The organism is Elusimicrobiota bacterium (genome assembly GCA_026388095.1).
In the GTDB taxonomy this organism is placed as follows: Bacteria; Elusimicrobiota; Elusimicrobia; order UBA1565; family UBA9628; genus UBA9628.
Map to the genome: position 1 here is coordinate 39,514 of JAPLKL010000008.1, position 23,175 is coordinate 62,688.

Annotated in this window: 23 protein-coding genes; 6 read left to right on the forward strand and 17 right to left on the reverse strand. The window is 67.1% G+C overall.

Annotated elements, in window-relative coordinates; genetic code table 11:
- The first annotated feature begins 108 nt into the window (after positions 1 to 108).
- The 3 genes from NTY77_02265 (at position 109) to NTY77_02275 (ending at position 2,836) form a co-directional block, all read left to right on the forward strand.
- A complete protein-coding gene (locus NTY77_02265; GenBank protein MCX5794306.1) occupies positions 109 to 1,227 on the forward strand; it encodes a hypothetical protein in 1,119 nt (372 codons plus the stop codon).
- A gap of 141 nt (positions 1,228 to 1,368) precedes the next feature.
- Positions 1,369 to 2,076, forward strand: coding sequence for a hypothetical protein (locus NTY77_02270; protein ID MCX5794307.1), 708 nt, complete (start codon positions 1,369 to 1,371; stop codon positions 2,074 to 2,076).
- A 10-nt stretch (positions 2,077 to 2,086) separates the two neighbouring features.
- The gene (locus NTY77_02275; GenBank protein ID MCX5794308.1) at positions 2,087 to 2,836 is read left to right on the forward strand and encodes a hypothetical protein; all 750 of its coding nucleotides are present in this window, start codon (positions 2,087 to 2,089) and stop codon (positions 2,834 to 2,836) included.
- Here the strand turns inward: NTY77_02275 and NTY77_02280 are convergent.
- From NTY77_02280 to NTY77_02320, 9 genes are all read right to left on the reverse strand, one after another.
- Positions 2,808 to 3,290 carry a hydrogenase maturation protease gene (locus tag NTY77_02280; GenBank protein MCX5794309.1) on the reverse strand — a complete coding sequence of 161 codons (483 nt, stop codon included), beginning with the start codon at positions 3,288 to 3,290 and terminating at the stop codon, positions 2,808 to 2,810. The genes NTY77_02275 and NTY77_02280 overlap by 29 nt on opposite strands.
- A gap of 25 nt (positions 3,291 to 3,315) precedes the next feature.
- The gene (locus tag NTY77_02285; protein ID MCX5794310.1) at positions 3,316 to 4,779 is read right to left on the reverse strand and encodes a Ni/Fe hydrogenase subunit alpha; all 1,464 of its coding nucleotides are present in this window, start codon (positions 4,777 to 4,779) and stop codon (positions 3,316 to 3,318) included.
- Positions 4,780 to 4,849: 70 nt separating this feature from the next.
- Complete coding sequence (locus NTY77_02290; protein ID MCX5794311.1) at positions 4,850 to 5,815, reverse strand: oxidoreductase; 966 nt, start codon at positions 5,813 to 5,815, stop codon at positions 4,850 to 4,852.
- Complete coding sequence (locus NTY77_02295; GenBank protein ID MCX5794312.1) at positions 5,805 to 6,335, reverse strand: hydrogenase iron-sulfur subunit; 531 nt, start codon at positions 6,333 to 6,335, stop codon at positions 5,805 to 5,807. The genes NTY77_02290 and NTY77_02295 overlap by 11 nt, the downstream gene beginning before the upstream one ends.
- Entirely contained in the window at positions 6,332 to 8,341 is a 2,010-nt protein-coding gene (locus tag NTY77_02300; GenBank protein MCX5794313.1) for a CoB--CoM heterodisulfide reductase iron-sulfur subunit A family protein, read from the reverse strand. Before NTY77_02300 ends, NTY77_02295 begins: the two co-directional genes overlap by 4 nt.
- Before the next feature lie 3 nt (positions 8,342 to 8,344).
- On the reverse strand, positions 8,345 to 9,205 hold the full coding sequence (locus tag NTY77_02305) for a CoB--CoM heterodisulfide reductase iron-sulfur subunit B family protein (protein ID MCX5794314.1): 861 nt from the start codon (positions 9,203 to 9,205) through the stop codon (positions 8,345 to 8,347).
- On the reverse strand, positions 9,202 to 9,798 hold the full coding sequence (locus NTY77_02310) for a 4Fe-4S dicluster domain-containing protein (GenBank protein ID MCX5794315.1): 597 nt from the start codon (positions 9,796 to 9,798) through the stop codon (positions 9,202 to 9,204). Before NTY77_02310 ends, NTY77_02305 begins: the two co-directional genes overlap by 4 nt.
- 155 nt (positions 9,799 to 9,953) lie before the next feature.
- Complete coding sequence (pckA, locus tag NTY77_02315; protein ID MCX5794316.1) at positions 9,954 to 11,561, reverse strand: phosphoenolpyruvate carboxykinase (ATP); 1,608 nt, start codon at positions 11,559 to 11,561, stop codon at positions 9,954 to 9,956.
- The gene (locus NTY77_02320; protein ID MCX5794317.1) at positions 11,558 to 12,775 is read right to left on the reverse strand and encodes a pyridoxal phosphate-dependent aminotransferase; all 1,218 of its coding nucleotides are present in this window, start codon (positions 12,773 to 12,775) and stop codon (positions 11,558 to 11,560) included. The genes pckA and NTY77_02320 overlap by 4 nt, the downstream gene beginning before the upstream one ends.
- A gap of 117 nt (positions 12,776 to 12,892) precedes the next feature.
- On the opposite strand from NTY77_02320, the gene NTY77_02325 reads away from it, so the two are divergent.
- Positions 12,893 to 13,780, forward strand: coding sequence for a LysR family transcriptional regulator (locus NTY77_02325; GenBank protein ID MCX5794318.1), 888 nt, complete (start codon positions 12,893 to 12,895; stop codon positions 13,778 to 13,780).
- Positions 13,781 to 13,825: 45 nt separating this feature from the next.
- Here the strand turns inward: NTY77_02325 and NTY77_02330 are convergent, their stop codons facing one another.
- From NTY77_02330 to NTY77_02365, 8 genes are all read right to left on the reverse strand, one after another.
- Entirely contained in the window at positions 13,826 to 14,431 is a 606-nt protein-coding gene (locus tag NTY77_02330; GenBank protein MCX5794319.1) for a hypothetical protein, read from the reverse strand.
- Between the two features lie 463 nt (positions 14,432 to 14,894).
- Positions 14,895 to 15,833, reverse strand: a complete 939-nt coding sequence (locus tag NTY77_02335) for an RluA family pseudouridine synthase (GenBank protein ID MCX5794320.1) — start codon at positions 15,831 to 15,833, stop codon at positions 14,895 to 14,897.
- Positions 15,830 to 16,615 carry a prolipoprotein diacylglyceryl transferase gene (locus NTY77_02340; GenBank protein MCX5794321.1) on the reverse strand — a complete coding sequence of 262 codons (786 nt, stop codon included), beginning with the start codon at positions 16,613 to 16,615 and terminating at the stop codon, positions 15,830 to 15,832. Before NTY77_02340 ends, NTY77_02335 begins: the two co-directional genes overlap by 4 nt.
- Positions 16,600 to 17,391 (reverse strand): prolipoprotein diacylglyceryl transferase, encoded by a 792-nt coding sequence (locus tag NTY77_02345; GenBank protein MCX5794322.1) that lies wholly within the window; start codon positions 17,389 to 17,391, stop codon positions 16,600 to 16,602. The genes NTY77_02340 and NTY77_02345 overlap by 16 nt, the downstream gene beginning before the upstream one ends.
- Positions 17,392 to 17,394: 3 nt before the next feature.
- Positions 17,395 to 18,030, reverse strand: a complete 636-nt coding sequence (locus NTY77_02350) for an MBL fold metallo-hydrolase (GenBank protein MCX5794323.1) — start codon at positions 18,028 to 18,030, stop codon at positions 17,395 to 17,397.
- Positions 18,027 to 18,323, reverse strand: a complete 297-nt coding sequence (locus NTY77_02355; protein ID MCX5794324.1) for a septum formation initiator family protein — start codon at positions 18,321 to 18,323, stop codon at positions 18,027 to 18,029. Before NTY77_02355 ends, NTY77_02350 begins: the two co-directional genes overlap by 4 nt.
- 102 nt (positions 18,324 to 18,425) lie before the next feature.
- Positions 18,426 to 19,724 (reverse strand): phosphopyruvate hydratase, encoded by a 1,299-nt coding sequence (gene eno / locus NTY77_02360; GenBank protein ID MCX5794325.1) that lies wholly within the window; start codon positions 19,722 to 19,724, stop codon positions 18,426 to 18,428.
- Between the two features lies 1 nt (position 19,725).
- The gene (locus NTY77_02365; GenBank protein ID MCX5794326.1) at positions 19,726 to 21,198 is read right to left on the reverse strand and encodes a phosphoglucomutase/phosphomannomutase family protein; all 1,473 of its coding nucleotides are present in this window, start codon (positions 21,196 to 21,198) and stop codon (positions 19,726 to 19,728) included.
- A gap of 262 nt (positions 21,199 to 21,460) precedes the next feature.
- Between NTY77_02365 and NTY77_02370 the strand changes: the two genes are divergently transcribed.
- Both NTY77_02370 and NTY77_02375 read left to right on the forward strand, forming a co-directional pair.
- Positions 21,461 to 22,552 (forward strand): hypothetical protein, encoded by a 1,092-nt coding sequence (locus NTY77_02370; protein ID MCX5794327.1) that lies wholly within the window; start codon positions 21,461 to 21,463, stop codon positions 22,550 to 22,552.
- Between the two features lie 133 nt (positions 22,553 to 22,685).
- Positions 22,686 to 23,174 carry a hypothetical protein gene (locus NTY77_02375; protein ID MCX5794328.1) on the forward strand — a complete coding sequence of 163 codons (489 nt, stop codon included), beginning with the start codon at positions 22,686 to 22,688 and terminating at the stop codon, positions 23,172 to 23,174.
- Position 23,175: the final 1 nt, after the last annotated feature.

Consider the following 23,175-nt stretch of genomic DNA (forward strand, 5'->3'; position numbering starts at 1 on the left):
ACCCGCGATGATGACGTTCCCGATTGAGGTTGCGCGATGTGGTATTAATGAATACAATTATCCGGATAGCTGGCTCGCCGAGACACGTACTGAGCCAGGAGGATCGAAATGCGCTGGGGCAGCTTGATCTCGACTCTGATTATGGCCGGCGCCTCGACCATGGCGCCCAGCCTGTTCTCCAAGTTCACGGGCATAGACCAGGGCGGCTTGATCAACTTGGTCGGCCAGGTCCAGTCCATCAGCTCCGGCCAAGGCATGGAAGAGAGGACCTTGGCGCAGATGCGCGCCATCGAGAAGGGACAGATGCCTGGCAGCGACCAGGCGGCGCCGACGGAAGACTCCGGCCAAGCCCCGGACCCGAACGGGGAGGTCTTTGTGGAAGTCCTGTCAGCCCAGCCCGGCCAAGAGCCGGCTGCCGCTGCCGCGCAGCAGGTGCCGGTGGTCAATCCCGCCCCAGCGCCAGCCGCTGCGCTCCTGGCGCAGTCGCAGGCCGGCAAGCCCGGCCAGGACCCGGCCGCCGCGCTCCTGGCGCAGTTGCGGTCAGCCAAGCCCGGCCAGGACCCGACCTCTGCGATGCTGGCGCAGTTGCAGTCCCTCCAGAACGGACAGATGGAGGGTGTCTCCTTGCCGCAATTGGCGGCCATCAAGGATATGGCCAACGGCGGGGCTTCCCCTATGGGCGGTCCGCTGGGCCAGTTGAACACGGCTATGACGGCGATCAAGTCTTACCAGAACCAAAAGCCCATCCTCGAGCAGTGGCGCATGGGCCTGCTGCAGGACTCGGAGCAGGTGCGCCAGTTCTACCGGAGCCATCGCCAGAAGGCCCTGGCCTACTTCCTCCTGGCAGGGCTGGCCCTGCTGGGGGTGGCCGCGCTGGGCGCGATCCCTTGGTTCCGCGGCTTGGCTCGCTTCGTCATGGGGATGGCCTTCGGGCTGAGCGGGCGCTTCCTGATGCTGGTGTCCATGGCCGCGGTGGCCTACTTCGCAGCCAGCCGGATCAATCCCTGGCCGCTGCTGCCGCCGGAGACGCTGGCGGTGCCGGTGGGTTACATGCTCCTCTCCGGCCTCTTCCTGAGGGTGCTCGACCCGAACTACCCGCTGTGGAACATGATGGTCAAGAGCTTTCTGGCTCCGCTGGCCTCCTGCCTGGGGGTGACGGGCTGGGTGCTCTACCAGCCCTTGGTCTGGGCCAAGCTCAAGCCCATGATCGCGGCCCGCTTGGCCTAGAAGAAGCCGCCGGGACGCCAAGCCACAAAAGCGGCATTTGATTTTTTTTTGATTCCATCCAGCTAAACTCTATTGAGTGCCGCGCTCAACCATGCTGCCCCGGCGCGGAGCGGAGATGATGAGGATAAAACGAGGGTTCCCGTGACCGACCGTAGTCCGAAGGGCTTGCGCCGTGATCGTGGACCCGCGCGCCATTACAGCCGTTCCGCGTGGGGCGTCCTGCTCCTGCTCGTCATGGCTCAATGGGCTGGCGACGGCGTCAGCCTGCCGGTGGCAGCCGAGTGGTCGGCCCCGAGGCTCGGCGGGCTGGCCGGGGAGACCTACTTGGATGCCGTCCGGGACCACTCCGCGCGTCCGGCGCAGCTCTTGAGGGCGGGCCAGACGCGCTCCGTGACCCGGCAGGCCCCGCCTCCGGCCCCCCGCCTCGCATACCTGAGCCTCACCGGCGACCAGCGCAGGACTTTCATCGAGACCGGCGGCGGCCAATCGCCCGCGCCGCCGCAGGGCTCGCCGCCCCCGCCGGCTCCGCCACCGGCTCCGCCACCGGCTCCGCCACCCGGGACGGACTTCAACAGGGGCGAGCTGAAGCACGCCCAAGCGCTGAGCGACTTGACTCACGTCGACTTCGAGGAGGTCATGGCCTTGAGGGAGAGCGGGCTGGGCTGGGGCCAAGTGGCCCATACCCTGGGAGTCTCCTTGGGCGCCGCGATGCGGTCGGGCGCGGGCATGAGCGCGGGCAGGACCGGCGGGCAAGGGCCAGCCGGCGCGAGCGGGGCGAGCGCGGCGCATGGGGCTTTCAACGGGAATCCCCCAAAGCTGCCGCCAGGACGCGGCCGCAAAGGGCATTGAAGAGGGCCTGGTGACTTTCCCACGCCTGAGCCGCATGCGCTCCCTCGGGGCGGCCCTGACGCTTCTGTTCGCGCTCGCAGCCCGGGCGGCCGCGACGCTCTACTCGGGCGAAACGGGCTATCAATACACGGCCGGCAGCAAGGGCTATTGGAGCCACGAGCTCTCGGGCCAGGCCGAGCTGCGCGTCGCGGGGGGCTGGTATCCGTTCGGACGCCTCTCGGTCTTCACGGATTCAATCTACCGCGGCGTCCTCGCGCCGGGCGCTGGGGTCGAGAAAGGCTTCCCGGGCGTGGGCCGGGCCCGCGCCGGCTACACTTACTCCGCGGGGGCGCAGCGCGACGGCGGGCCCCACGGCACGTCCCACGCGGTAGAAGCGGGCTTCTTCCGGGCCTGGCGGCGCGACCTCGCGACGGACTTCTCGTACCGCTGGATCAGCGGGGACCTGTTCACCGGGAACGACGCGGCGGTCAGCCCGGTCACCGGGGCCACGAGCGTGACCCCGAAGCACCTGGTCCTGCACCAGCCCGCCGTCGCGGCGGTCTGGACCACGCCTTGGGGTCCCCACCCGCCCAGGCTCACCGGAGCGCTGGCCCCGTTCCTGGGCGACCAGGCGCCAGTCTACACCGAGTCGCTCGACGTGGCAGTTCCCTTGGTCAAGGGCCTCTGGATCCACGCCGCCCTCACCCTCGCGCAAGGCAGCGACGCCCCCCGCCGCTACGTCTCGGCCGGGCTCACCTACGAGTTCGCGGGCCGCCGGTGAGCATGGCCGCGGGCTGAGCGTGCCCCCACTCGGCCAGGACCCGCCTGGCCTCGGAGACCAGCGCCGGAAGGGCCTGCGCCGCCCCGGGCGTCAAAGACTCGCGGAATACGGTCGGGTCCTCGACTTCCATGGCCAGCACGCGCATGTCCTTCGGGAAATGCATGCCCACCCGCTCCGCCAGCTGGATCAGCTCGGGCAGGCCGGAGAAATGCGGCGAAGGCGAGACGATGTCCTTGAAGTCCTTGCGCCCCCACGACAAGACCGTGCCCGGACGGCACTTGCCCGTGGCGATGGCGTCGAGGATGAGGGCCCGGTCGTAGCCTTCCAGGTGGTCGAGCAGGGCCAGGCCGGCCTCGCCCGTCTCCACGACGTCTACGCCCTCGAAGGGCTCCGAACGGAGGCTGCGCGCCGCGTGGAAGCCCACGGCGTCGTCGCCCAGGATGTCGTTGCCCAGGGCCAGGACGACGGTCCTGGAGGTCTTAACGGCGGATCTCCTTGATGACTCCGCCCTTGAGGTCCCTCAAGGTGACGATCAAGGGCATCTCGCCCGGCAAGGTGTGCGTGGCGCAGCCGAAGCACGGGTCGTAGGCCCGGAAGGCCATCTCCACCTGGTTGAGCAGCCCGTCGGACACGTTGCCGCCCTTGATGAGCCCCTTGGCCGCCTTGTCCACGCTCATGGCGATGCGCGCGGAATTGCCGATGGTGGCCACGATGAGGTTGGTCTTGCGCATGAGGCCCCGCTCGTCGGTCTCGTAGTGGTGGATCAGCGTGCCGCGCGGAGCTTCCACGACCCCGACCCCGATCTTCGGGGTCTTGGTGGGCAAGGTGCGGAAGTCCTTGGAGGTGATCTGCGGGTCGTTGACCAGAGCGACGATGGTCTCCGCGGCCTGGATCATCTCGATGACGCGCGCGTAGTGGTTGGCCAAGGTGTGGTGGACCGGCTTGCCGCCCAGCACCTTGAAGTACTCCTCGTAGGCCTTCTGCGCCTCGGGGGTGGCCATGCCGTCGGCGGCGTTGAGGCGCGCCATGGGCGCCACGGCGTAGACTCCGGAGCGCCCCCCCTCCGTGAAGCCCTTCCAGCCCACGTTCTTGAGGAACGGGAACTTGATGTAGGTCCAGGGCTCCACATGCTCGTTGATGTGCTGCAGGTAATCCCGGATTGGGAACTTGGCGTACTCCTTGCCCTCCGGGGTGACGACCCGGACGTCCCCGTCGTAGAAGTTCACCTTGTTGTCCTTGTCCACCAGGCCCATGTAGTAGGTCTTGTGGGTGAAGGCGTCCGAGGTGATGAGCTTCACGTAGGCCTCGTTCTTGAGCACGATGTCCTTGAACACCTGCAAGGTGAACTTGGCGAACTCCAGGCCCTCGGCCGCGATCTGCTTGAACTCCGCGATCTGGTCCGGGGAGATGCCCTTGGCCACGCCGCCGGGAAGGCCCAGCACCGGGTGGATGACCTTGCCGCCCGCGTAATTGATGATCCCGCGCAGGCGCCGGCGCATGGAGATGACCTTCTTGCCCACGTCCAGGCCCACCTTGCCGATCACGCCGATGACGTTGCGCAGCTCCTTGGGAGCGTCGGGACCTACGATGAAGTCCGGCCCGCCCAGGATGTACACGTGCAAAGCGTGGTCTTCCAGCATGAAGGTGTTGTAGACCAGCTCGCGGATCTTGCGGCCGACCGGGTGGCACTCGACCTGGTAGAGGTCGTCGAGGGCCTTGGTCGCGGCCATGTGGTGCGCCGTGGGGCAGACCCCGCAGATGCGCGAGGTGATCTGGGGCATGTCCTCCGAGGGCCGGCCCAGGCTGAACACCTCGAAGCCGCGCAGCTCAGGGATCTGCAGGTAGGCGTGGTCCACGTCGCCCTTGTCGTTTAGGAAGATGTCGATCTTGCCGTGCCCCTCGAGGCGGGTGATGGGGTCGATGGCGACGTGCCGCTGCTTCATATACTGCTGGTTGGCCGCCTTCTGGGTCTTGTCGTAGATCTCTTGAACTTTCTTGTCCATTCTATCGCTCCTAGTTCAGTTTGCGGCGCAGGATGCACTTGGAAAGCCCGTAGCGGTAGAAGGTCCCGATGGGGTCCGGTATTCCGTCGAGGACCGCATCGATGTCCTTCTCTTCCTTGGGCGCGATGTTGGAGAAGACCGAAGAGATGAACTTGGCCCCCTGGTCGCGCACCCGCGAGGACGGCCCGAAGCAGCCGGTGCAGGGCATGTTGCCCTCCGGGCAGCGGGCCTCGCAGCCCGCGCGCGTGGCCGGGCCCATGCAGACCAGGCCCTGCGCGAGCAGGCACTTCTCCGGGTCGATGTGCACCTGGTGCGGCCGCTTGAACTCGGCCAGGGCCAGGTCGGCCGGCTTGGAATCCTTGCGCTTGCACTCCTCGCAGAGGGAGTTGTCGGGCGAGAGCACGGTCCCCTTGGGCGGCAGCTTGCCGGCGAGGATGGCGCCGACCGCGGCGCTGATGAGCTTGGGGGTGGGCGGGCAGCCGGGCAGGTAGTAATCCACCTCGATGACCTCGTCCAGGGACCTCACCATGTTGCGGAACTCGGGCAAAGTCACGGTGCGGCCCTGGTCCACGGTCTCCAGCTGGGGCCGGGTCTTGGACGGGTTGTCCACCCCGGGACAGTCCTCATACACATACTTGAGGATCTCCTCCTTCTTGAACTGGTTGGCCAGAGCCGGGATGCCGCCCGAGTTGGCGCAGGCTCCGAAGGAGACCACCATCTGCGCCTTGCGGCGCAGCATGCGGACCCACTCCTCCTGCTCGGAGGTGCGGATGGCGCCGTTGATGAAGGCCACGGCGATGGACTTGTCCGGCCGGGCTTCCACGTCCGCCTTCTTAAAGTCCATGGCCACGGGCCAAAGGACGATGTCCACGGCTTCCACGACCTTGAGGATGTCCTCGGCCAGGTCCACCACGGCCTCTTCGCAGCCGCCGCAGGACGCGCACCAGTAGAAAGCGACTTTGGGTTTATCGGGCATGGGCCACCTCCGGCGCGCTCTCAGAGCCGACGCGCGCCTCCAATTCTTCGATCTCCTTGTCCCACTCCGCGAACTTGCCGGGCAGGTCCAGCGGGCCCAGGGCCCGGACCTTGGCGGTCATGTCGTTGACCGTGGTCCTGACCTTGTCGCCCTCAGCGCCGGAGATCCACTCCAGGCGGAAGCGGCCGTCCTTGATGCCCATGTCCCGGAGCATGCGCTCGAGCATGCGCATGCGGCGCAGGGTCTTGTAGTTGCCCTCCGCGTAGTGGCAGTCGCCGGGGTGGCAGCCGCCCAAAAGCACCCCGTCGGCGCCCTTGGCGAAGGCCTCCAGAACGAACTGCGGGTCCACGCGGCCGGAGCACATCACCCGGATGACGCGCACGTTGGGGGCGTACTTGAGGCGCGAGACGCCGGCCAGGTCCGCCGCGGTGTAGGTGCACCAGTTGCAGAAGAAGGCCACGATGCGGGGTTCGAACTGCCCCGGCTGGGCCGGTGCGGCAGGCTCAACATGCTTGCTCATTTCGCCAATACCCCCTCGATCTCGCTGAAGATCTCGTCGTCCTCGAACAGGTTCTGCCGGATGGAGCCGGACGGGCAGGCCGCGGCGCAGACCCCGCAGCCCTTGCAGAGCACCTCGTTGATCTCGGCCTTCTTCTTCTCTTCGTTGAAGGTGATCGCGGTGTAGGGGCAGAGCGGCACGCAGGTCTTGCAGCCGCTGCACTCCTCCTCCACCACGTGCGAGGTGTTGGGCTCGAGCTCCACGTGGCCCGCGTCGATGAGGACCAAAGCCTCCGCGGCCGCCGCGCCCGCCTGGGCCACGGTATCCGGGATGTCCTTGGGCGCCTGGCAGGCGCCCGCGATGAACACGCCGTCCGTGAAGGTGTTGACCGGAGCCAGCTTGGGATGGCGCTCCTGGAAGAAGCCCTCGCTGCCGCAGCCGATGTTGAAGATGCGGCGCACCGCCTGGGCGTCGGGCTGGGGCTCCAGGCCCGTGGCAAGGACCACCATGTCCACCGGCACGCGGCGCACAAAGCCGGCCAAGGTATCTTCCACCCTGAGGACCAGCCTGCCCTCCTCCTCCGGCGTCATGGCCCAGTCCGTGACCTCGGCCACTCGTCCGCGGATGAAGTGCACACCCTCGGAGAGGAGCTTGTCGTAGAACTCCTCGTAGGCCTTGCCGGGCGCGCGCATGTCGATGTAGAAGTTGTACACCTCGGCGCCGGAGTGCTCCTTGATGAGGTGCGCGAGCTTGAGCGAGTACATGCAGCACACGCGCGAGCACCATTTGTTGGTCTTCTCGTCGCGGGAGCCCACGCAGTGGATGATGCCCACGGCCTTGGGATGCTTGCCGTCTCGCCCCACCACCTCGCCGGAGGTCGGCCCGGAGGCGTTGACCAGCCGCTCGATCTCCAAAGCCGTGTACACGCCCGGGTACTTGCCGTAGCCGTACTGCGGCGCCTTCTTGGAGTCGAAGGTCTTGAAGCCCGTGGCCAGCACGATGGCGCCGACCTTGAGCTCCTTCATCTCCTCCTTCTGGGCGAAGTCGATGGCGTCGCGGTCGCAGGCCGCGGCGCAGGTCTTCTTGCACTTGCCGGTCTTGAACTGGATGCAGGTCTCCGGGTCGATCATCACGACCTTGGGGGTGGCCTGCGGGAAGTCGATGTACACGGGCTTGCGCTTGCCCAGGCCCTGGTTGAACTTGTCCGCGAACTTCGGTTCTTTGAAGACGCAGGCCTCGATGCACTCCATGCAGCCCACGCAGAGGTCTTCCTTGACGTAGCGCGGCTTGCGCTTGACCGTGACCTTGTAGTTGCCCACGTAGCCTTCCACTTTGGCCACCTCGGAGTAGGTCCAGAGGGTGATGTTCGGATGCGATTTGACCGCGGACATCTTGGGCGTGAGGATGCAGGCCGCGCAGTCCAAGGTCGGGAAGGTCTTGTCGAAGGCGGCCATGTGGCCGCCGATGGTGGACTCGCGCTCCACCAGGGTCACCTTCTTGCCCGCGTTGGCCAAGGTCAGGGCCGCGTGGATGCCCGCGATGCCGCCGCCCACGACCAGCACGTTGGGGTCCACCGGGACCTGCTTCTTCTCCAAGGACTGGTGGAAGCGCACCCGGTAGATGGCGGCGCGGGCCAGGTCCTTGGCTTTCTGCGTCGCGGCCTTCTTGTCCTCGTGCACCCAAGCGGCGTGCTCGCGGATGTTGACCATCTGGAAGTAGAAGCTGTTAAGCCCCCCTTTGGCCGCCGCTTTCCGGAAGGTCTCCTCGTGCAGGTTGGGCGAGCAGGCCGCCACCACCAGGCGCTCGAGCTTGTGCTCGCGGATGTCCGCCGCGATCATCTCCTGGCCCGGGTCCGAGCACATGTACTTGTAGTCGCGCGAGACGGCCACGCCGGGCAGGCCCGCCGCGTACTTGGCCACCTCGGCCACGTCGATGACGCCCGCGATGTTGGACCCGCAGTGGCAGATGTAGAAGCCGATGCGCGGCAGCCCGTTGCTGTGCGGCTTGTTCCCGTTGTTGTCGGCCATGGCTTACCTCCCGGCTAGTACGGCGTCGGCGGAGATGATGCTGCGCTTGAGGCCCAGCTCGTCGGCGCTCAGGCCCAGCGCCAGGCCGAGGATCTGGGTGAAATACACGACGGGCATGTCCACCGCCTCGAACTTGCGGGCGATCTGGTCCTGATAGCCGTCGAGATTGAACTGGCAGAGCGGGCAGACCGTGACGATGGCCTCGGCCCCGCGCTTCTTGGCTTCCTTGATGATGATGTAGGCCAGGCGCAGGCCGACCTCGGGCACGGTGCCCGTGAGGCTGCCGCCGCAGCAACGGGTCTTGAGGGGATAGGTCACGCACTCCGCGCCCGCGGCCTTGATGAGCCTGTCCATGAAGACCGGCTCGTGCTGGTCGTCGAAGCTCGCGAAGGGCCGCACGATCTGGCAGCCGTAGTAGGGCGCGAACTTGTGGCCCTTGAGCGGGCTCTTGATCCGCTTGGCGATGGCGTCCAAGCCCACGTCGTTGATCAGCACGTCGAGGGGATGGCGGACCTTGACCTTGCCGTGGTATTCCAAGCCGGCGGCGGCCAGGGCCTTGTCCACCTTGGCCCGGATCTGCGGATGGTCCTCGAGGCTCTTCTGGGCCTTGTTGAGGCCCAGGTAGCAGGCGCTGCAGGGCGCGATGACGTCGAGCTCCTCGCGCTCCGCGATGGCCAGGTTGCGGCCGGCCAACGCGTAGGACTTGGCCTCGTCGACGGACATGTAGGCCGTGGCGCCGCAGCAGTTCCAGTCCTCGATCTCCTTGAGCTCGACGCCCAGGGCCTTGAACACGGCCAGGAGGGATTCCTCGTAGGCCTTGCCGGTCCCCTTGAGGGAACAGCCGGGGAAATAGAGATATTTCATCTGGCGACCTCCTTCTTTTCCTGCTTGTCTTGGGCGTCGAGGCTGTCGAGGATCTTGCGCAACTCTTCCTTGCGCTGGATGTGCTCGGGCAAAAAGGACATGCGGCCCGTGCGCATGAGGTTCAAGCCCAGGCCGGTCATGCTCAGGAACTTGAACCAGTTGGTGCGCAGGAACAGGTCGATGACCAGCAAGGTCTCGTTGACGCGGCCCCACATGAAGATCATGCGGCCGAACTCCTTGGCCAGGACCGGGATGGGGAAGCGCGAGGGATAGACGCCCTCCTGGATGGCCCGGCGCTTCAGCGCGTACATGATGTCCGTGACCTGGATCTGCTTGGGGCATTCCACCCGGCAGGCGTAGCAGCTGGCGCACAGCCAGATGGTGAAGGAGCTCAGGACCTCCTTCTTGAAGCCCTCGCGAGCCAGATTGATGAGCCTACGCGGGGTGTAGTCCATGTACAAGGACAGGGGGCAGGTGGCGCTGCAGACCCCGCACTGGATGCAGTGGCGCAGGTTCTCGCCGCCGGTCTGGCTGGTCGCCCAGCGGGCGAAGTCGGCGTCGCGATCCGCCTCGTACTTCATCGTCTGAGTCATGGCCATCTCACGTCCTCCTGGCGCGCGGGCGCGCGCGGCATGACGAACGTCAGCTTCTGAATCTGACCTACATCAGTATAAGATTATGGGAGGCCCGGTTGCAATGACCTACTATTAACAAAATTAATAGGTATGGCGTAAGGATGCGGCGGGCCTCAGAGCTTCGGCCCGGCCGCCCGGACCTCGGCCGGGCAGCCCGACTCGAACTTCTTGAAATTCTCGACGAAACGGGCCGCCAGCTCCCGGTACTTCTGCGCGTAGCGGGCCTGGTCGGGCCAGGAGTCCGAGGGGTTGAGCACCCCGGCCGGAATGCCCTCGCAGGCCTTGGGCACGCCGAAGCCGAACACCGGGTCCGCGGCGAACTGCGCGTCCCGGAGCCGGCCGCTGAGCACCGCGTCGAGCAGGCCGCGCGTGTGGCGGATGCTGATGCGCTGGCCCACGCCGTAGGGGCCGCCGACCCAGCCCGTGTTGACCAGCCAGCAGGTGGCGCCGTGATCGAGGACCTTGCGCTTGAGCAGGTCCGCGTAGACCGCCGGGTGCTGGACCATGAAAGGAGCGCCGAAGCAGGTGCTGAAGGTCGGCTGCGGCTCCTTGCCCAGCCCGGCCTCGGTCCCCGCCACCTTCGAGGTGTACCCGGAGATGAACTGGTAGAGCGCCTGGTCCGGCGTGAGCTTGGCGATGGGCGGCAGGACGCCGAAGGCGTCGCAGGTCAGGAAGATGATGTTGCGGGGATGCCCGCCGGTCTTCTCCGGCACGGCGTTGGCGATGAAGTCCAGGGGATAGGAGGCCCGGGTGTTCTCGGTGCGGGACTCGTCGTCAAGGTCGATGAGCCTGGTCACCGGGTCGAAGGGCACGTTCTCCAGGATGGCTCCGAAGCGCCGGATGGCCGAAGTGATCTGCGGCTCGGCCTTGGGCGAGAGGCGGATGACCTTGGCGTAGCAGCCGTCCTCGAAGTTGAAGACGCCCGCGTCACTCCAGCCGTGCTCGTCGTCGCCGATGAGCCGGCGCTGGGGGTCCGCGGAAAGGGTGGTCTTGCCCGTGCCCGAGAGTCCGAAGAAGAGCGCCGCGTCGTCGTCCGGGCCGATGTTGGCGGAGCAGTGCATGGGGAGCACGCCTTTCAGCGGCAGCAGGTAGTTCAGGATGGAGAAGACGGACTTCTTGATCTCGCCGCCGTAGCCCGTGCCGCCGATGAGGCAAAGGCGCTGGGAGAAGTCGACCAGGATGAAAGTGCCTGACCTGGTCCCGTCCACCTTGGGATCGGCCTGGAACGACGGGACAGCCACGACCGTGAACTCCGGCACGAAGCGCCGGTATTCCTCGCTGCTGGCCGGCTTGATGAGCATGTTGCGCGCGAAAAGGCTGTGCCAGGCGCGCTCCGTGACGATCCGCGCCGGGAGCCGGTAGTCGGGATCAGCCCCGCCGTAACAGTCCTGCACGAAGAGGTCGCGGCCCTGCAGATAGCCTTGTAGCCGCTTGTAGAGACCGTTGAACTTGTCCTGGTCGAAAGGCCGGTTGTATTCCCCCCACCAGACCTTGCCCGCGGTGGTCGGCTCCTTGACGATGAACTTGTCGTTGGCGGAGCGCCCGGTGTGCCTGCCGGTGTCTACCAGCAGGGCGCCCATGTGCGACAGGCGGCCCTCCTTACGGGAGATGGCCTCTTCGTAGAGCGCCGAGGGGGACAGGTTCCAATAGACATTCCGGAGGCCCTGGAACCCTTGCTTTTCCAGTCCATGCTCGCTCTTGACGTCCAGGATGTCTTTCATAGCCAGTCCCTCACGACCGTCTTGGTCCCGATGCGGATCTCCTTGGGGGCCTTGGGATCTAGCGCCCATCTGATGCGGGCGACGCCCTCGGTGATGTCCTGGGCCGTGGTGCAGTAGCTCAGGCGCAGATGCCCCTCCATGCCGAACTCATTGCCCGGGACCGTGACCACCAGAGCCTTCTCCAGCAGCAGGCGCGCCAGGGCCGCCGAATCCTCGGAATAGGCCCGGAAGTCGGGCAGGCAGTAGAAGGTCCCGGCCGGCCGGGAGACCTTGAGCCCCGGGATTGAGGCCAGCTCCCGTAGCATGACGTCCCGGTTGCCCTGCAAGGCGGCGCGCAGGGCCTCCAGGTCGGTCGCCGGGCCGTTCAAAGCGCCAACGGCTGCGGCCTGCAGCAGGCCCGAGGTGCAGGAGACCGTCTGCGCCTGGATGTTGGCCAGGACCTTCACCACGGCTTGGGGGGCCACGGCCCAGCCGATGCGGAAGCCCGTCATGCCGTAGAGCTTGGAGATGCCGTTGATGGAGATGATCTTGGTGGACTCCGGGTCCCGGTCCGTGGACTTGTAGGGCGATGCCGGCACCGTGCCGTCGAAGACCAGCTTGTGGTAGATGTCGTCCGAGATGTAGGCGAGGCCGCGCTCCTCGCAGAGGCGCACCAGGCCCGCGATGAGCGCCTCGGGGTAGACGGCCCCGGAGGGGTTGTTGGGGGAATTGACGATGACGGCCTTGGTCTTCGGGCTAACCGCGGCCGCGATGTCCTGGAGCCTCGGGATGAAGCCGCCCTCCGGCGGCCGTACGATGACGGGCACGCCGCGCACCATCTTGATCATCTCCGGATAGCTCACCCAGTAGGGCGCCAGGACCACGACCTCGTCGCCGGGGTCGAGCAAAGCGAAGAGCACGTTGAAGAGCGCGCCCTTGGCCCCGTCGCAGACGATGACATTGCCCGGCCCCACGGTCCAGCCGTAGTTCTCCGCCGTGTAGCGGACGATGGCCTGCTTGAGCGCGGGCACGCCCGAGGTGGGCGTGTACTTGACGTCGCCGCTCTCCAGCTTGGCGGCGCAGGCCTGCGCCGCGCTGCGGGGCGCCTTGTTCTTGGGCTCGCCGCCGCCCAGGTGGATGACGGCCTCGCCCTTCTCCCGGAGGGCCCGGGCGGTCTCGTTGAGGCTCAAGGTGGGCGATTCGGCGATGGCTCTGGCGAGTGCGCTGAGGCTCATGGGGCGGGGTCCTCCGTGATGGTCTGGCCCCATCATAACATGGACTGGCCCGCCCTGGGAATCGAATCCTACTTATGCCCCTATTAGACGCTCTAATAGTTTGATAGAATCGGACTCATGCATCTAGAATCTCTGCGCATCTTCCGGGACCTCATCGAGACCGGGAGCTTCTCCAAGGCGGCCGAGCTCAACTACCTCACCCAGTCGGCGGTGAGCCAGCAGCTCAAACACCTGGAAAAATCCGTGGGCCGCCCCCTGTTGGACCGCGGCAGCCGCCAGCTCAAGCTGACCCCCGCGGGACGGATCTTCTACCGCACGGCCAAACGCATCGTGGCGGCCTACGAGGACATCACGGCGCGCATCCATTCCGCCGCGCCGGAATCCGACCAGCGGCTGCGCATCGCGGCCATCTACAGCGTGGGCACCTACGTGCTCCAGCGCTATCTGAAGGATTTCCTGCGGCGTCATCCCGAGGTCAAGGTGGAGGTGGACTACCAGAAAGCCAGCCGCATCTGCGACGACATCCTGCGCGGCCGGGCGGACCTGAGCATCATGGCCTATCCGGTCAAGCGCCGGGACCTGCAGACCATCCCCCTCTCCGAGGAGGAGCTGGTCCTGGCCCTGCCCAAGCTCCATCCCCTGGCCCGGCAGGAGACGGTCAGCCTGGGCGACCTGGCGGGGCAGGATTTCGTCGCCTTCGACCGGGGCACCCCCACGCGCAAGGCCCTGGACAAGGTCCTGCGCGCGGCCAAGGTGCGGCCGAAGGTGCGCATGGAGTTCGACAACATCGAGACCATCAAGAGCGCGGTGTCCAGCGGCATGGGAGTCGCCATCGTGCCGGAGGCGACGGTGGCGGCCGAAGCCAAGGCGGGCAGCCTCTGCGTGCGCCGGTTCACGAATCACAAGCTCACCAGGCCCCTGGGGGTCCTGGTGCGCAAGACGCGGCGCGAGAACCGGGCCGTGCGGACCTTCCTCAAGCACCTCAGCGGCGTCCACGCCCGCTAAGGACGCAGAGCGGGCGAGCCTTCGGCTCGCCAGTTCGGGGAGGGGCTAGACCTCGATGGTCCGGCCCATGGTGAGGAGCTCGGCGCTGATGTTTTTCCAGCGCTTCTGGACTTGGGGGTCGGCGGGCGGTAGGCTTTCCTGGTGCACGCTCTTATCATCCACCACCGCGAGGCCCTGGGGCGTGATGGCCAGGATCTTCGCCGTGACCCGCTTGACGGACTGCAGCTTCCCGTCCAGAGAGACGATATAGGTGTAGCGTTCCAGCGCCCCGGTGCCGTCCGCCTGCGGCCGGACCGACTCCTCCACTCCCTCGAGGTGGCTGAAATAGCGCCGGTAGACGAGGTCCCGCATCATTCCTTCTTCCTGCGGCGGGCCCGCCACCTCAACCAAGGTCACCTGCAAAGTCCTCGCGCCTCCGTCCGGCGTCTCCTGGGAACGAACATAGGCCGGCCCGTCCTTGGCCAGGCGGTCGAAAAGCTTCTGCACCGGGGCCTTGTCCACCGGCGCCGGAGCCTTCTGGTCCTTGAATTTGGAGACCGAATCCTTGACGTCCTGGAGCCCGGCGGTGTCGAGGCTGAATTCGGCGGCGGAGAGAGGGGAGACGGCGATCGCGGCGAGCGCGGCGGCTGCGGCCAGGAGGATCTTGTTCATGCTCCTAGTTTAGCCGTGCCGGAGCCGGGAGGACAGTGCCTTCAGGCCCAACGCCTCGGGCCGGAGGGCCTAGGCCCAATGCCGGTCACTTAAGGTCCGCTTCCGTCGGCCGCTGCCGTTAAGACCCTCGGAACCCCGTAGGGGTTCCGAGGCCGGCGCGACGATATTCCTCTGTCGCGCCGACCCTATGAGGATTCTGAGTGCTGGGTCACTTCGCGCGCGGCTCGTGGCGCCATGCGCCGCGAGAGCAGGAAGAGAGAGTATTGGGCCGAAGTCTCGGTGATCTGGATGGCGACCTGAAATACTGATTATATTTATGGAATAACGATAAATTTAGCAATACCTCCAGCGCTGGAGGTGGAGGGGCTAGAAGTGATGGGAAAATATGAAAAATTGGCACATCAAGTCGCCGTCTTTCGTCATAGCACAAAAACTGCGTGCCGCTAAGTGACCGGCATTGGGCCTAGGCCTTCCGGCAGGCGGCCCAGAACCGCCGCATGTCCTCGGGGACCCGGGCCAGGAACCGGACCGGCCGGGCCGTGGCGGGATGCGCGAATTCGATCTTGTAGGCGTGCAGCATGAGCCGCGGCGGCACGGGCTCTCCCGACCGCGGCCTGTCGAACTCCTGGTCTCCCATCACCGGATGGCCCAGGAGGTCAAGATGCACCCGGATCTGATGAGTCCGGCCGGTCAAAGGCAGGGCCTCCACCCAGGCCCCGGCCGCGCACGACTCCAGGACGGAAAAACCGGTCGACGCCTCCTTGCCGAAAGGCGTGGCGATGATCCGCCGATGCCCCGGCTTGCGGCCCACCGGCGCCTCCACGCTGGCCCGCTTCTCCAACCACTGGCCCCGCACCACCGCGCGGTAGGTCTTGGAGACCTCCCGGTCCTTGAACTCGCCGATCAAGGCCTCCGAGGCGGCCGGAGTCTTGGCCACGAGCAGGACCCCGCTCGTGCACCGGTCGAGGCGATGCACGATGCCGCAGCGGGGCGTGCCGGCCGCGCTGATGCCCGGGCGCTGCCGCAGCAGGATGCCGGCGAGATTGGGCTCCGTCTCGCAGAGCGCCGCCTCGGGCGCCGCGAGCCAGCTGGCGCCCAACGGGTGCATGAGCAGGCCCGCCGGCTTGTTGAGGACCAGCAGCGCGCGGTCCTCATGGAGCACCCAGTCCGAGAACCTCCCGTAGGGTTCGGCCCACTCCGGGGCCGGGAACTCGACGGCCACGGCCTCCCCGACGTGCAGGCGCCGGTCGGCGTCGGCGAGCTCGCCGCCCACCCGCACCGCGCCCAGCGCGATCAGCCTCTTGAGATGGCTGCGGCTCAGATGAGGGAAATGCCCGGCCAGGAACAGATCCAGCCGCTGGCGCGGGGTTTCCGCGACGAAGGACTCCGGGACTTGTCTCATATCGGCTTTACCCCCCTCCGGGTCATGATCACGACGGCGACCGCGATCCCCGCCAGGGCCAGCCACTGAGAGATGGAGAAAGGCGGCCACGAGGCGCCCCGGTCGTCGAAGCGATAGAACTCGATGACGAAGCGCGCCGCGCTGTAGAGACCGACGTAGGCGAGGAACACGGTGCCCGGCACCAGCTCCCGGCGCTCGACGCGCGGCAGCAGGGCCTTGAGCAGGAAGACGGCGATGGCGGCGTCGGCCGCGGACTCGTAGAGCTGGGTCGGATGCAGGGGGACGCCCCACAGCTCGCGCGGCGTCACGCTGCCCGGGTCTCCTCCCAGAACGATGCCCCAGGGCATGGACGTGGGCCGGCCGTAGCAGCAGCCCGCGGCTAGGCAGCCCAGCCGTCCCAAGGCTTGGCCGAAAGGCAGGGCCACCCCCGCGTAGTCGGCCGTGGCGAAGTAATCCAGCCCCACCCAGAGCTTCGCCGCGTAGCCCATGGCCAAAGCGCCCAGCAGGCCGCCGAAGAAGACGAACCCGAAGCGGAAGTCTCCGACCAGGCTCAGCCGGCCGTCGAGCAGCTCCCGGTAGGACACGGCCCAGTAGAGCAGCTTGCCTCCGAAGAGCGCCCCGAAGAACAGGCAGTAGATGAGGCGCCAGAACCCCTTCTCGTCGAGCTTCAGCCGCTCCATCCGGGATTTGAGGAACAGGATGGCCGCCAGGTAGCCGGCCGCGACGGCGGCGCCGTAGGTGGAGAGGTGGAAAGGCCCCAGCGAGATCAGGATGGGGTGCATGGTCTCCTGTTGGCCCAGGCGGCCAGGCCCAGGCCCGCGCCGAGCAGGCCCAGGCTGAGGAGCTGCCCACCGGTCAGTCCGAGGATCCCGGGGACCGTGTCGCCCCGGAAGAACTCCACGCCGAAGCGCAGCAGGCCGTAGGCCGCGAAGTAGAGGCCGCTGAGGGTCCCGAAGCCCAGCCGGCCGGTCTCGAGGCGGGGAACCACGTAAGACCAGAGGGCCAGGAAGATGCCGGCGTCGCCGAAAGCCTCGTAGAGCTGGGTGGGATGGAGCGGCGCGCCGAGCAGGGCCCTGTCGACCAGACAGACGGGGTCCGTGAAGCGCACCGCCCAGGGCAGTTGCGTGGGCCGGCCGTGGCAGCAGCCGGCCGCGAAGCACCCCAGCCGGCCGAAGACGTGCCAGAAGGGGGCGACCAGGCTCACGTAGTCGAGCAGCCTCAAGAACGGGATGCCGCGCCTGCGCGCCAGCAGCCAGACACCCCCTATGACGCCGGCGAAAGCGCCCAGCACCGAGAAACCCCGGCTCAACGAGAGGACCGCCGACCACAGCTCCGGGCCGCGGAAAGGGACGTACTCGATGATGTAGAGGCCGCGGCCGCCCAGGAAGCCCCCGAAGAGGACGACGTTGACCAGGAGCCAGAAATCGTCCTCGCTGCGCAGCCCCATCCGCCCGCGCTTGGCCCACCAGATGAGGCAGGAGAGCGCGCCGCCGAGGGCGATGAGGACCCCGTAGCTGAACACGCGCAAGGTGCCCACGGTCAGGAGGACCGGATGCATGCGCTAGGCCCCCAGCCGGAGGAAGTCCTGCAAAGTCTCGGCCGCGAGATAGGGGTTCATCCCGAGTACCGCGCTCAGCGGCGCGCTCGGACAAGGGCCGTAATCGTGGCCGGGCCAGACCACGGTCGCCGCGGGCAGGACGGCCAGGCGCCGCAGGCTCCGGTGCATGGCCTCCGGGTCCGAGCCGGGCAGGTCGGTGCGGCCGCAGCAGTCGATGAAGAGGGTGTCGCCGGTGAAGAGCTGGCCCGCCGCCAGCAGGCACTGGGAGCCGGGGGTGTGGCCGGGGGTGTGCAGGCAGCGCAACTCCAGGCCGCCCGCGTCGACCGTGTCGCCGTCCTCCAGGGCGCGCAGGCCCGGGAAGGCCGCGCGCAGCGCCGCGGCGTCGCCTTGGTGCGCGAAGACCGGGACCGGCGCCTGCTCCAGCAGGTCCTTGACCCCACCGGCGTGGTCGAAATGGCCGTGGGTGAGCACCACGGCTCGGATGGCGCGGCCGTCTTGGCGGGCGGCCTCCAGGAGAGACCGGGCGTCCCAGCCCGGGTCGATGACCGCGCAGTCCGGGCCGGCGCCCCCGCCCGCCAGATACGCGAAGTTCTGCATGGGCCCGACCGGCACCTGCCTGACGTAGGCCGAGGTCCTCATTTCTTCGGCGGCTCGAAGCGGTATTCGATCTCGCCGGCCTTGGTGAACCCGACCTTGCGCGCCTCGCGCTCCAGCGCGGAAGGGTTCTCGCGCAGCTCCTTGAGCCGCAGGGCGGTGCGCGTGTTCTCACCTTCCAGGCTCGCGATCTCGCGGGACAGGCTGCGCAGCTCCAGCCAATTGCGCACCAGGCTCCGGAAGCCCTGGTTGCCGAAGAAGACGGCGAGCAGTCCGACCGTGCCTAGGACCTTCACCCAGTGCTCGCGCAGCCAGACGGAGGGGTCAGGTCTTGACATTTGACATTCGCTCACGACGGCACGGCCACCCTGACGGAACGGCCGTCCCCCTCATAGGGGGACGGCCGGATTCCGCGCCTTCGGCGCGGAATTTCAGAAAGGCTACCGGGCCGCGCCGGCCGCGGCTTTGAAGCACGTCATGCCCGCGTAGCGCGCCTTGCCGCCCAACTCGCGCTCGATGCGCAGCAGCTGGTTGTACTTGCACAGGCGCTCGGAGCGGCAGGGAGCCCCGGTCTTGAGCGCGCCGGCGTTGACGGCCACGGCGAAGTCCGCGATGAAGGCGTCCTCGGTCTCCCCGGAGCGGTGGGAGATGACGGTGGAGAAGCCCGCCTTATGGGCAGTCAGGACCGTTTCCACGGTCTCGGTCACGGTGCCGATCTGGTTGAGTTTGATGAGGACGGAGTTGGCGGTCTTCTCCTGGATGCCGCGCTTGAGGCGCTCGGGGTTGGTCACGAAGATGTCGTCGCCGATGATGGTCACGCCCGCGCCCAGCTTGTCGGTCATGCCCTTCCAGCCGGCCCAGTCATCCTCGGCCAGGGGATCCTCGTAGGAGATGATGCCGTACTTCTTCTGCCAGCCGCCGTAGACGTCCGTCATCTCGGCCGCGGTGCGCGGCTTCTTCTCGAACACATAGGCGCCGTCCTTGTAGAACTCGCTGGCCGCGGAATCCAAGCCCAGCCGGACCTTGTCCTTATAACCGGCCTTGGCGATGGAGTCGGTCAGCACGTCGAGCGCGCTGGCGTGGTCCTTGAGCTGGGGCGCGAAGCCCCCCTCGTCGCCCACGGCCACGGTCATCTTCATGCCGGCCAAGGTCTTCTTGAGCACCTGATAGATCTCGGCGCCGGCGCGCAAGCCGTCGTGGAAGGAGGCCGTGCCCACGGGCACGAGCATGAACTCCTGCACGTCGAGGCCCGAGTCAGCGTGCTTGCCGCCGTTGATCACGTTGAGCATGGGCGTGGGCAGCAGCCACTCATCTACGGGCAGGCCGTAAGCCTTGCGCAGGTAGACGTAGAGGGGCAGCTTGGCCGAGGCCGCCGCGGCCCGGCAGACCGCCATGGAAAGCGAGAGCAGGGCGTTGGCGCCCAGCTTGCCCTTGTTGGAGGTCCCGTCCGCCGCGATCATGGCCTGGTCCAAAGCCGCCTGCTCGCGGGGGTCTTTGCCCTTGAGGAGCTTGGCCAAGGGACCGTCCACGTGCGAGACCGCCTTGAGCACTCCCTTGCCGCCGAACCGGGACTTGTCCCCGTCGCGCAGCTCCACGGCCTCGTGCTCGCCGGTGGAGGCGCCGCTGGGCACGGCGGCGCTGGCCGTGGTCCCGTCATCGAGCCGGACCTCGGCTTCGACGGTGGGGAAGCCCCGCGAATCGAGGATCTCCAACGCCCGGATGGATTCGATCTTGGCCATTTTAAAATCTCCCTTGCAGCAGTCTCTTGCCCGACTCGACGAGCGCGGCGAGCCTCTTAGGGTCATGGGCCTCGGCGTAGAGGCGGAACACCGGCTCCGTGCCCGACGAGCGCAGGCCCAGCCAGCTGCCGTCGCGCAGGATGAACTTGAAGCCGTCGGATTGGTCGATGCGCCACACGGAGCCGCCAGCCAGGTCCAGCGGCGGCCGCACGCGCAGGCGCTCTTCGAGTTCCTGGATCTCCCGCGGCCGGGACATGAAAAAATCCTCGCGGGTGTTGTAGAAAGTGCCGACGCGCTTGAACAGGCGGTCCCGCACCACGCTCAGCGGCTTGCGCTCGCAGGCGGCGAGCTCGAGCATCAGCAGGCAGGCCAGCAGTCCGTCCTTGTCCGGCACATGCCCGCGGATGGTGAGCCCCCCGGCTTCCTCGCCGCCCAGGATGAATTGCCCGGTGCGCAGCAGGTCGCCGATGAATTTGAAGCCCACCGGGGTCTCGCGCGCGTCGAGGCCGTGCGACTTGGCCACGGCGTCGACGAAGTGGGAGGTCATGACGGTGCGCGCCACCTTGCCCTTCATGCCCCGATTGGCCACCAGGTGCTCCAGGGCCAGGGCCAGCACCTCGTTGGCCGGGATCCAGTGCCCGCCGGCGTCGAAGACGCCGAAGCGGTCCCCGTCGCCGTCGCAGGCCAGGCCGAGGCTGAGCTTCTTCTTGGCCACGACCTGCGCCAGCTCGGCCAAGGACTCCGGCGCGGGCTCCGGCGCGCGGCCGCCAAAGAGCACGTCGCGCTGCTCGTGGAGGCCGATCACCTCCACCCCCAGCCCCTCCAAGAAGGGCCGCATGTAGTTGCGGGCGGAGCCGTGCATGGCGTCGACCGCGACCTTGAGCCTGGCCCTGCGGATCGCCTTGACGTCCAGAAGGGAGGAGAGTTGCTTGAAATAGCCGGGCCGCAGGTCCGTGGTCTCGATCCAGGACTCGCGCAGGGACCGGTCCAAAGACATGGTCTTGATGGCGTGCGCCCCGAGCAGTTCTATGCGCCGCTCGATGTCCTCGGTCACCGCCGGCGTCGCGCCCCCGCCCCAAAAGGGCATCCACTTGACGCCGTTGAGCTGGGCGGGGCTCTGCGAGGCCGTGATCATGAGGCCGCCGATCGCCTTGCGCGCCAGCACGGCGGCGGCGACCGCCGGCGTGGGCGCGTCGGATGCGGAGAGGACGGTCTTGATCCCATCCAGCGCGAAGACCGCGGCCACCTCGTGGGCGAAATCCTCGGAAAGGAAGCGGCTGTCGTAGCCGAGCACGATCACCGGCACCGGGCTGCGCTTGCCTTCGCCGAGCCAGGACTGATAGTCCGGCGAGGTCACGCCGTAATCGGGGTTCTCCTTGACGGCGGCGGAGATGGTGTGCGCGACCTTCCGGACGTTGAGGAAGGTGAACTCGTCGCAGAGTTGCGCCCTCCAGCCGCCCGTTCCGAACCTCACCATATCGTGCGGGCGATGGTAGCATATGGGAGGATACAAGGCAATGATTTTCTAGGCCGGCCGGCGGCAGGCCGCGAGTGGGCCTTTGGGCCCATTGACACCCGGGACCTTCGGCCTATGGCAAAAGGGCCGGAGGCTGCTATACTGGGATGACGGCGCCAGGACGGACGCCGCCTCCGGTTTCCTAAAAACCGGTAAAGGCCGGACCGGCCCCTTGACAGGACCCGGCAGGGCGCTATACTTAATGAGCAGGGTGTAAAAAATGCTTCCACGAACAGCTCAAACGGCAGGGTTGGCCCTTCTGCTGGGAGCGGGCATCGCGGTTCCGGCCGCTTTCGCCGATCCCGCCGCGAGCTCCTCCCAATTCGAGCAGCGCTCGGTCACGATAGGCACGGTCACTTACACTTTGCCGGACAACTGGGTGTTCATCAACACAAAGTGCAAGGAGGGCGATAAGGACTACAAGGACTGCCAGAAGAAGGCCTCCGATTTCCTGGCCAAGTACAAAGACTCCAAGGGCAACAATTACTCGTTCCTCAACAATCAGAACTGGCTGCAATGCCTGAGCGACTGCCCGGGCGGCTCCAGCAGCTCCGGCGTCGACCTGGACTACTGCATGGGGTCGCCGGACTGCATGAAGGACATCCAGGGGACGCTGGCGGCGGCGCAGGCCACGGCCGCCAAGTCCGCCGACCCGCAGAAGGCGCCGGAGGTAGGCGATGCCACCGGCCAGCTGCAAGCGGCGCGTTTCCTGGAGAATCCGAATCAGGTCTCGATCCTGTCGGAAGACATGCACTCCAATCCCCCTCCCAGCGGGCCGGGGCCGGCTCGGAGCACCTCGCAGAAAACGCCATCGCAGCCGCCTGGGCAGAAGAAGGATGCGGGCGGGCTGGTCGTCTCGCAGGGCGGACCGCTGGGGGGCGGTGGGCCCTCCAATCCTTCGGACTCCTCCAATCCCAGCGACGGCACCATGGGGCCCGGCGGCGACTTGGCCGGGTCCGGCGCCGCGCAGGACAATCCGGGCCTGAACTATCTGCGGGGAGGCTTCTCCGGGAACCCGAACTCAGGGATGAGCGGTCTCACGGATACGATCGTCAAATCCTCCCCCTTCCTGAACGACCACATGAGCTTCTACCTGGCCAGCAACAACACCCCCACCAACCTGCGCGCTCTGGAAAGGGTCGGCTCCGATGTCCTCAACCCGATCGCCCGGCAGGTCCTGGGCGACAGCGCCTCGGGCCGCGACGGCGCCTCGGGCCGCACCGCCTTCGACGGCCAATCCTCCAACCTGCCCAAAGACGCGAAGCCCAAGTGCAGCACCAACTTCTTCGGCCAGAGCAACTGCCCGAAGTAGCGGCCGCCCCGGCCCGCGCCCCCGGTCCTCCCCGTCGCCTTCAGGCGTCTAGGACCTTGGTCCTAGACGCCTGAAGGCCCAAAGGCACTGACCCCGCGCCGCCTGAGAGGCTATCCTCTTAGCAGAGGCAGCCATGAAGCAGACAGTCCTGATGGTGCTCCTGATGGCGGCGCCGGCCGCTCCGGCCCTGGGCGAGCCCGGGATGTCCGCTCCGGTGCCTTCCTCACCGTCCAAGGAGTCCGCCATGGCCAGCCAGGACCCCTTGATGCGCCAGATCCTGCACCGGCAGCTCACCCAGCGCAACGGAGGCATCACCGCCGCGGTCCGCATCGCCAGCGGGCAGTCCATCGAGCTCCAGCTGCCGGATGTGGACTCCAAGCCCACAGAAGAGTTCAAGGATGCCTTGAACGCGGTCCCGTCCGGAGACCCTCTCGCCGGCCTCAAGCCGGAAGCCGGCCTGGTCGCAGCGCAGGCCCAGCCCGTGCCGGCCGACGCTTCGCAAGCGCGCAAGCCGACGGCTCAGCTCAAAGTGATCGACGAATCCCGGAAGGATTGGGGCGACGCGGCCAAGTCCGAGCTCGTCAAGATGGACCCCGAGGCCGAGACGGAACCGGCCGACTGAA

What these genes read in the sequence shown, in the direction of transcription:
- NTY77_02265 (MCX5794306.1), top strand. Translation starts at nt 109, where the DNA reads ATGCGCTGGGGCAGCTTGATCTCGACTCTGATTATGGCCGGCGCCTCG.
- NTY77_02285 (MCX5794310.1), bottom strand. Translation starts at nt 4,779, where the DNA reads ATGAAGCAGCGGCACGTCGCCATCGACCCCATCACCCGCCTCGAGGGG.
- NTY77_02290 (MCX5794311.1), bottom strand. Translation starts at nt 5,815, where the DNA reads ATGCCCGATAAACCCAAAGTCGCTTTCTACTGGTGCGCGTCCTGCGGC.
- NTY77_02295 (MCX5794312.1), bottom strand. Translation starts at nt 6,335, where the DNA reads ATGAGCAAGCATGTTGAGCCTGCCGCACCGGCCCAGCCGGGGCAGTTC.
- NTY77_02300 (MCX5794313.1), bottom strand. Translation starts at nt 8,341, where the DNA reads ATGGCCGACAACAACGGGAACAAGCCGCACAGCAACGGGCTGCCGCGC.
- NTY77_02305 (MCX5794314.1), bottom strand. Translation starts at nt 9,205, where the DNA reads ATGAAATATCTCTATTTCCCCGGCTGTTCCCTCAAGGGGACCGGCAAG.
- NTY77_02310 (MCX5794315.1), bottom strand. Translation starts at nt 9,798, where the DNA reads ATGACTCAGACGATGAAGTACGAGGCGGATCGCGACGCCGACTTCGCC.
- pckA (MCX5794316.1), bottom strand. Translation starts at nt 11,561, where the DNA reads ATGAAAGACATCCTGGACGTCAAGAGCGAGCATGGACTGGAAAAGCAA.
- NTY77_02320 (MCX5794317.1), bottom strand. Translation starts at nt 12,775, where the DNA reads ATGAGCCTCAGCGCACTCGCCAGAGCCATCGCCGAATCGCCCACCTTG.
- NTY77_02325 (MCX5794318.1), top strand. Translation starts at nt 12,893, where the DNA reads ATGCATCTAGAATCTCTGCGCATCTTCCGGGACCTCATCGAGACCGGG.
- NTY77_02330 (MCX5794319.1), bottom strand. Translation starts at nt 14,431, where the DNA reads ATGAACAAGATCCTCCTGGCCGCAGCCGCCGCGCTCGCCGCGATCGCC.
- NTY77_02335 (MCX5794320.1), bottom strand. Translation starts at nt 15,833, where the DNA reads ATGAGACAAGTCCCGGAGTCCTTCGTCGCGGAAACCCCGCGCCAGCGG.
- NTY77_02340 (MCX5794321.1), bottom strand. Translation starts at nt 16,615, where the DNA reads ATGCACCCCATCCTGATCTCGCTGGGGCCTTTCCACCTCTCCACCTAC.
- NTY77_02345 (MCX5794322.1), bottom strand. Translation starts at nt 17,391, where the DNA reads ATGCATCCGGTCCTCCTGACCGTGGGCACCTTGCGCGTGTTCAGCTAC.
- NTY77_02350 (MCX5794323.1), bottom strand. Translation starts at nt 18,030, where the DNA reads ATGAGGACCTCGGCCTACGTCAGGCAGGTGCCGGTCGGGCCCATGCAG.
- NTY77_02355 (MCX5794324.1), bottom strand. Translation starts at nt 18,323, where the DNA reads ATGTCAAGACCTGACCCCTCCGTCTGGCTGCGCGAGCACTGGGTGAAG.
- eno (MCX5794325.1), bottom strand. Translation starts at nt 19,724, where the DNA reads ATGGCCAAGATCGAATCCATCCGGGCGTTGGAGATCCTCGATTCGCGG.
- NTY77_02370 (MCX5794327.1), top strand. Translation starts at nt 21,461, where the DNA reads ATGCTTCCACGAACAGCTCAAACGGCAGGGTTGGCCCTTCTGCTGGGA.
- NTY77_02375 (MCX5794328.1), top strand. Translation starts at nt 22,686, where the DNA reads ATGAAGCAGACAGTCCTGATGGTGCTCCTGATGGCGGCGCCGGCCGCT.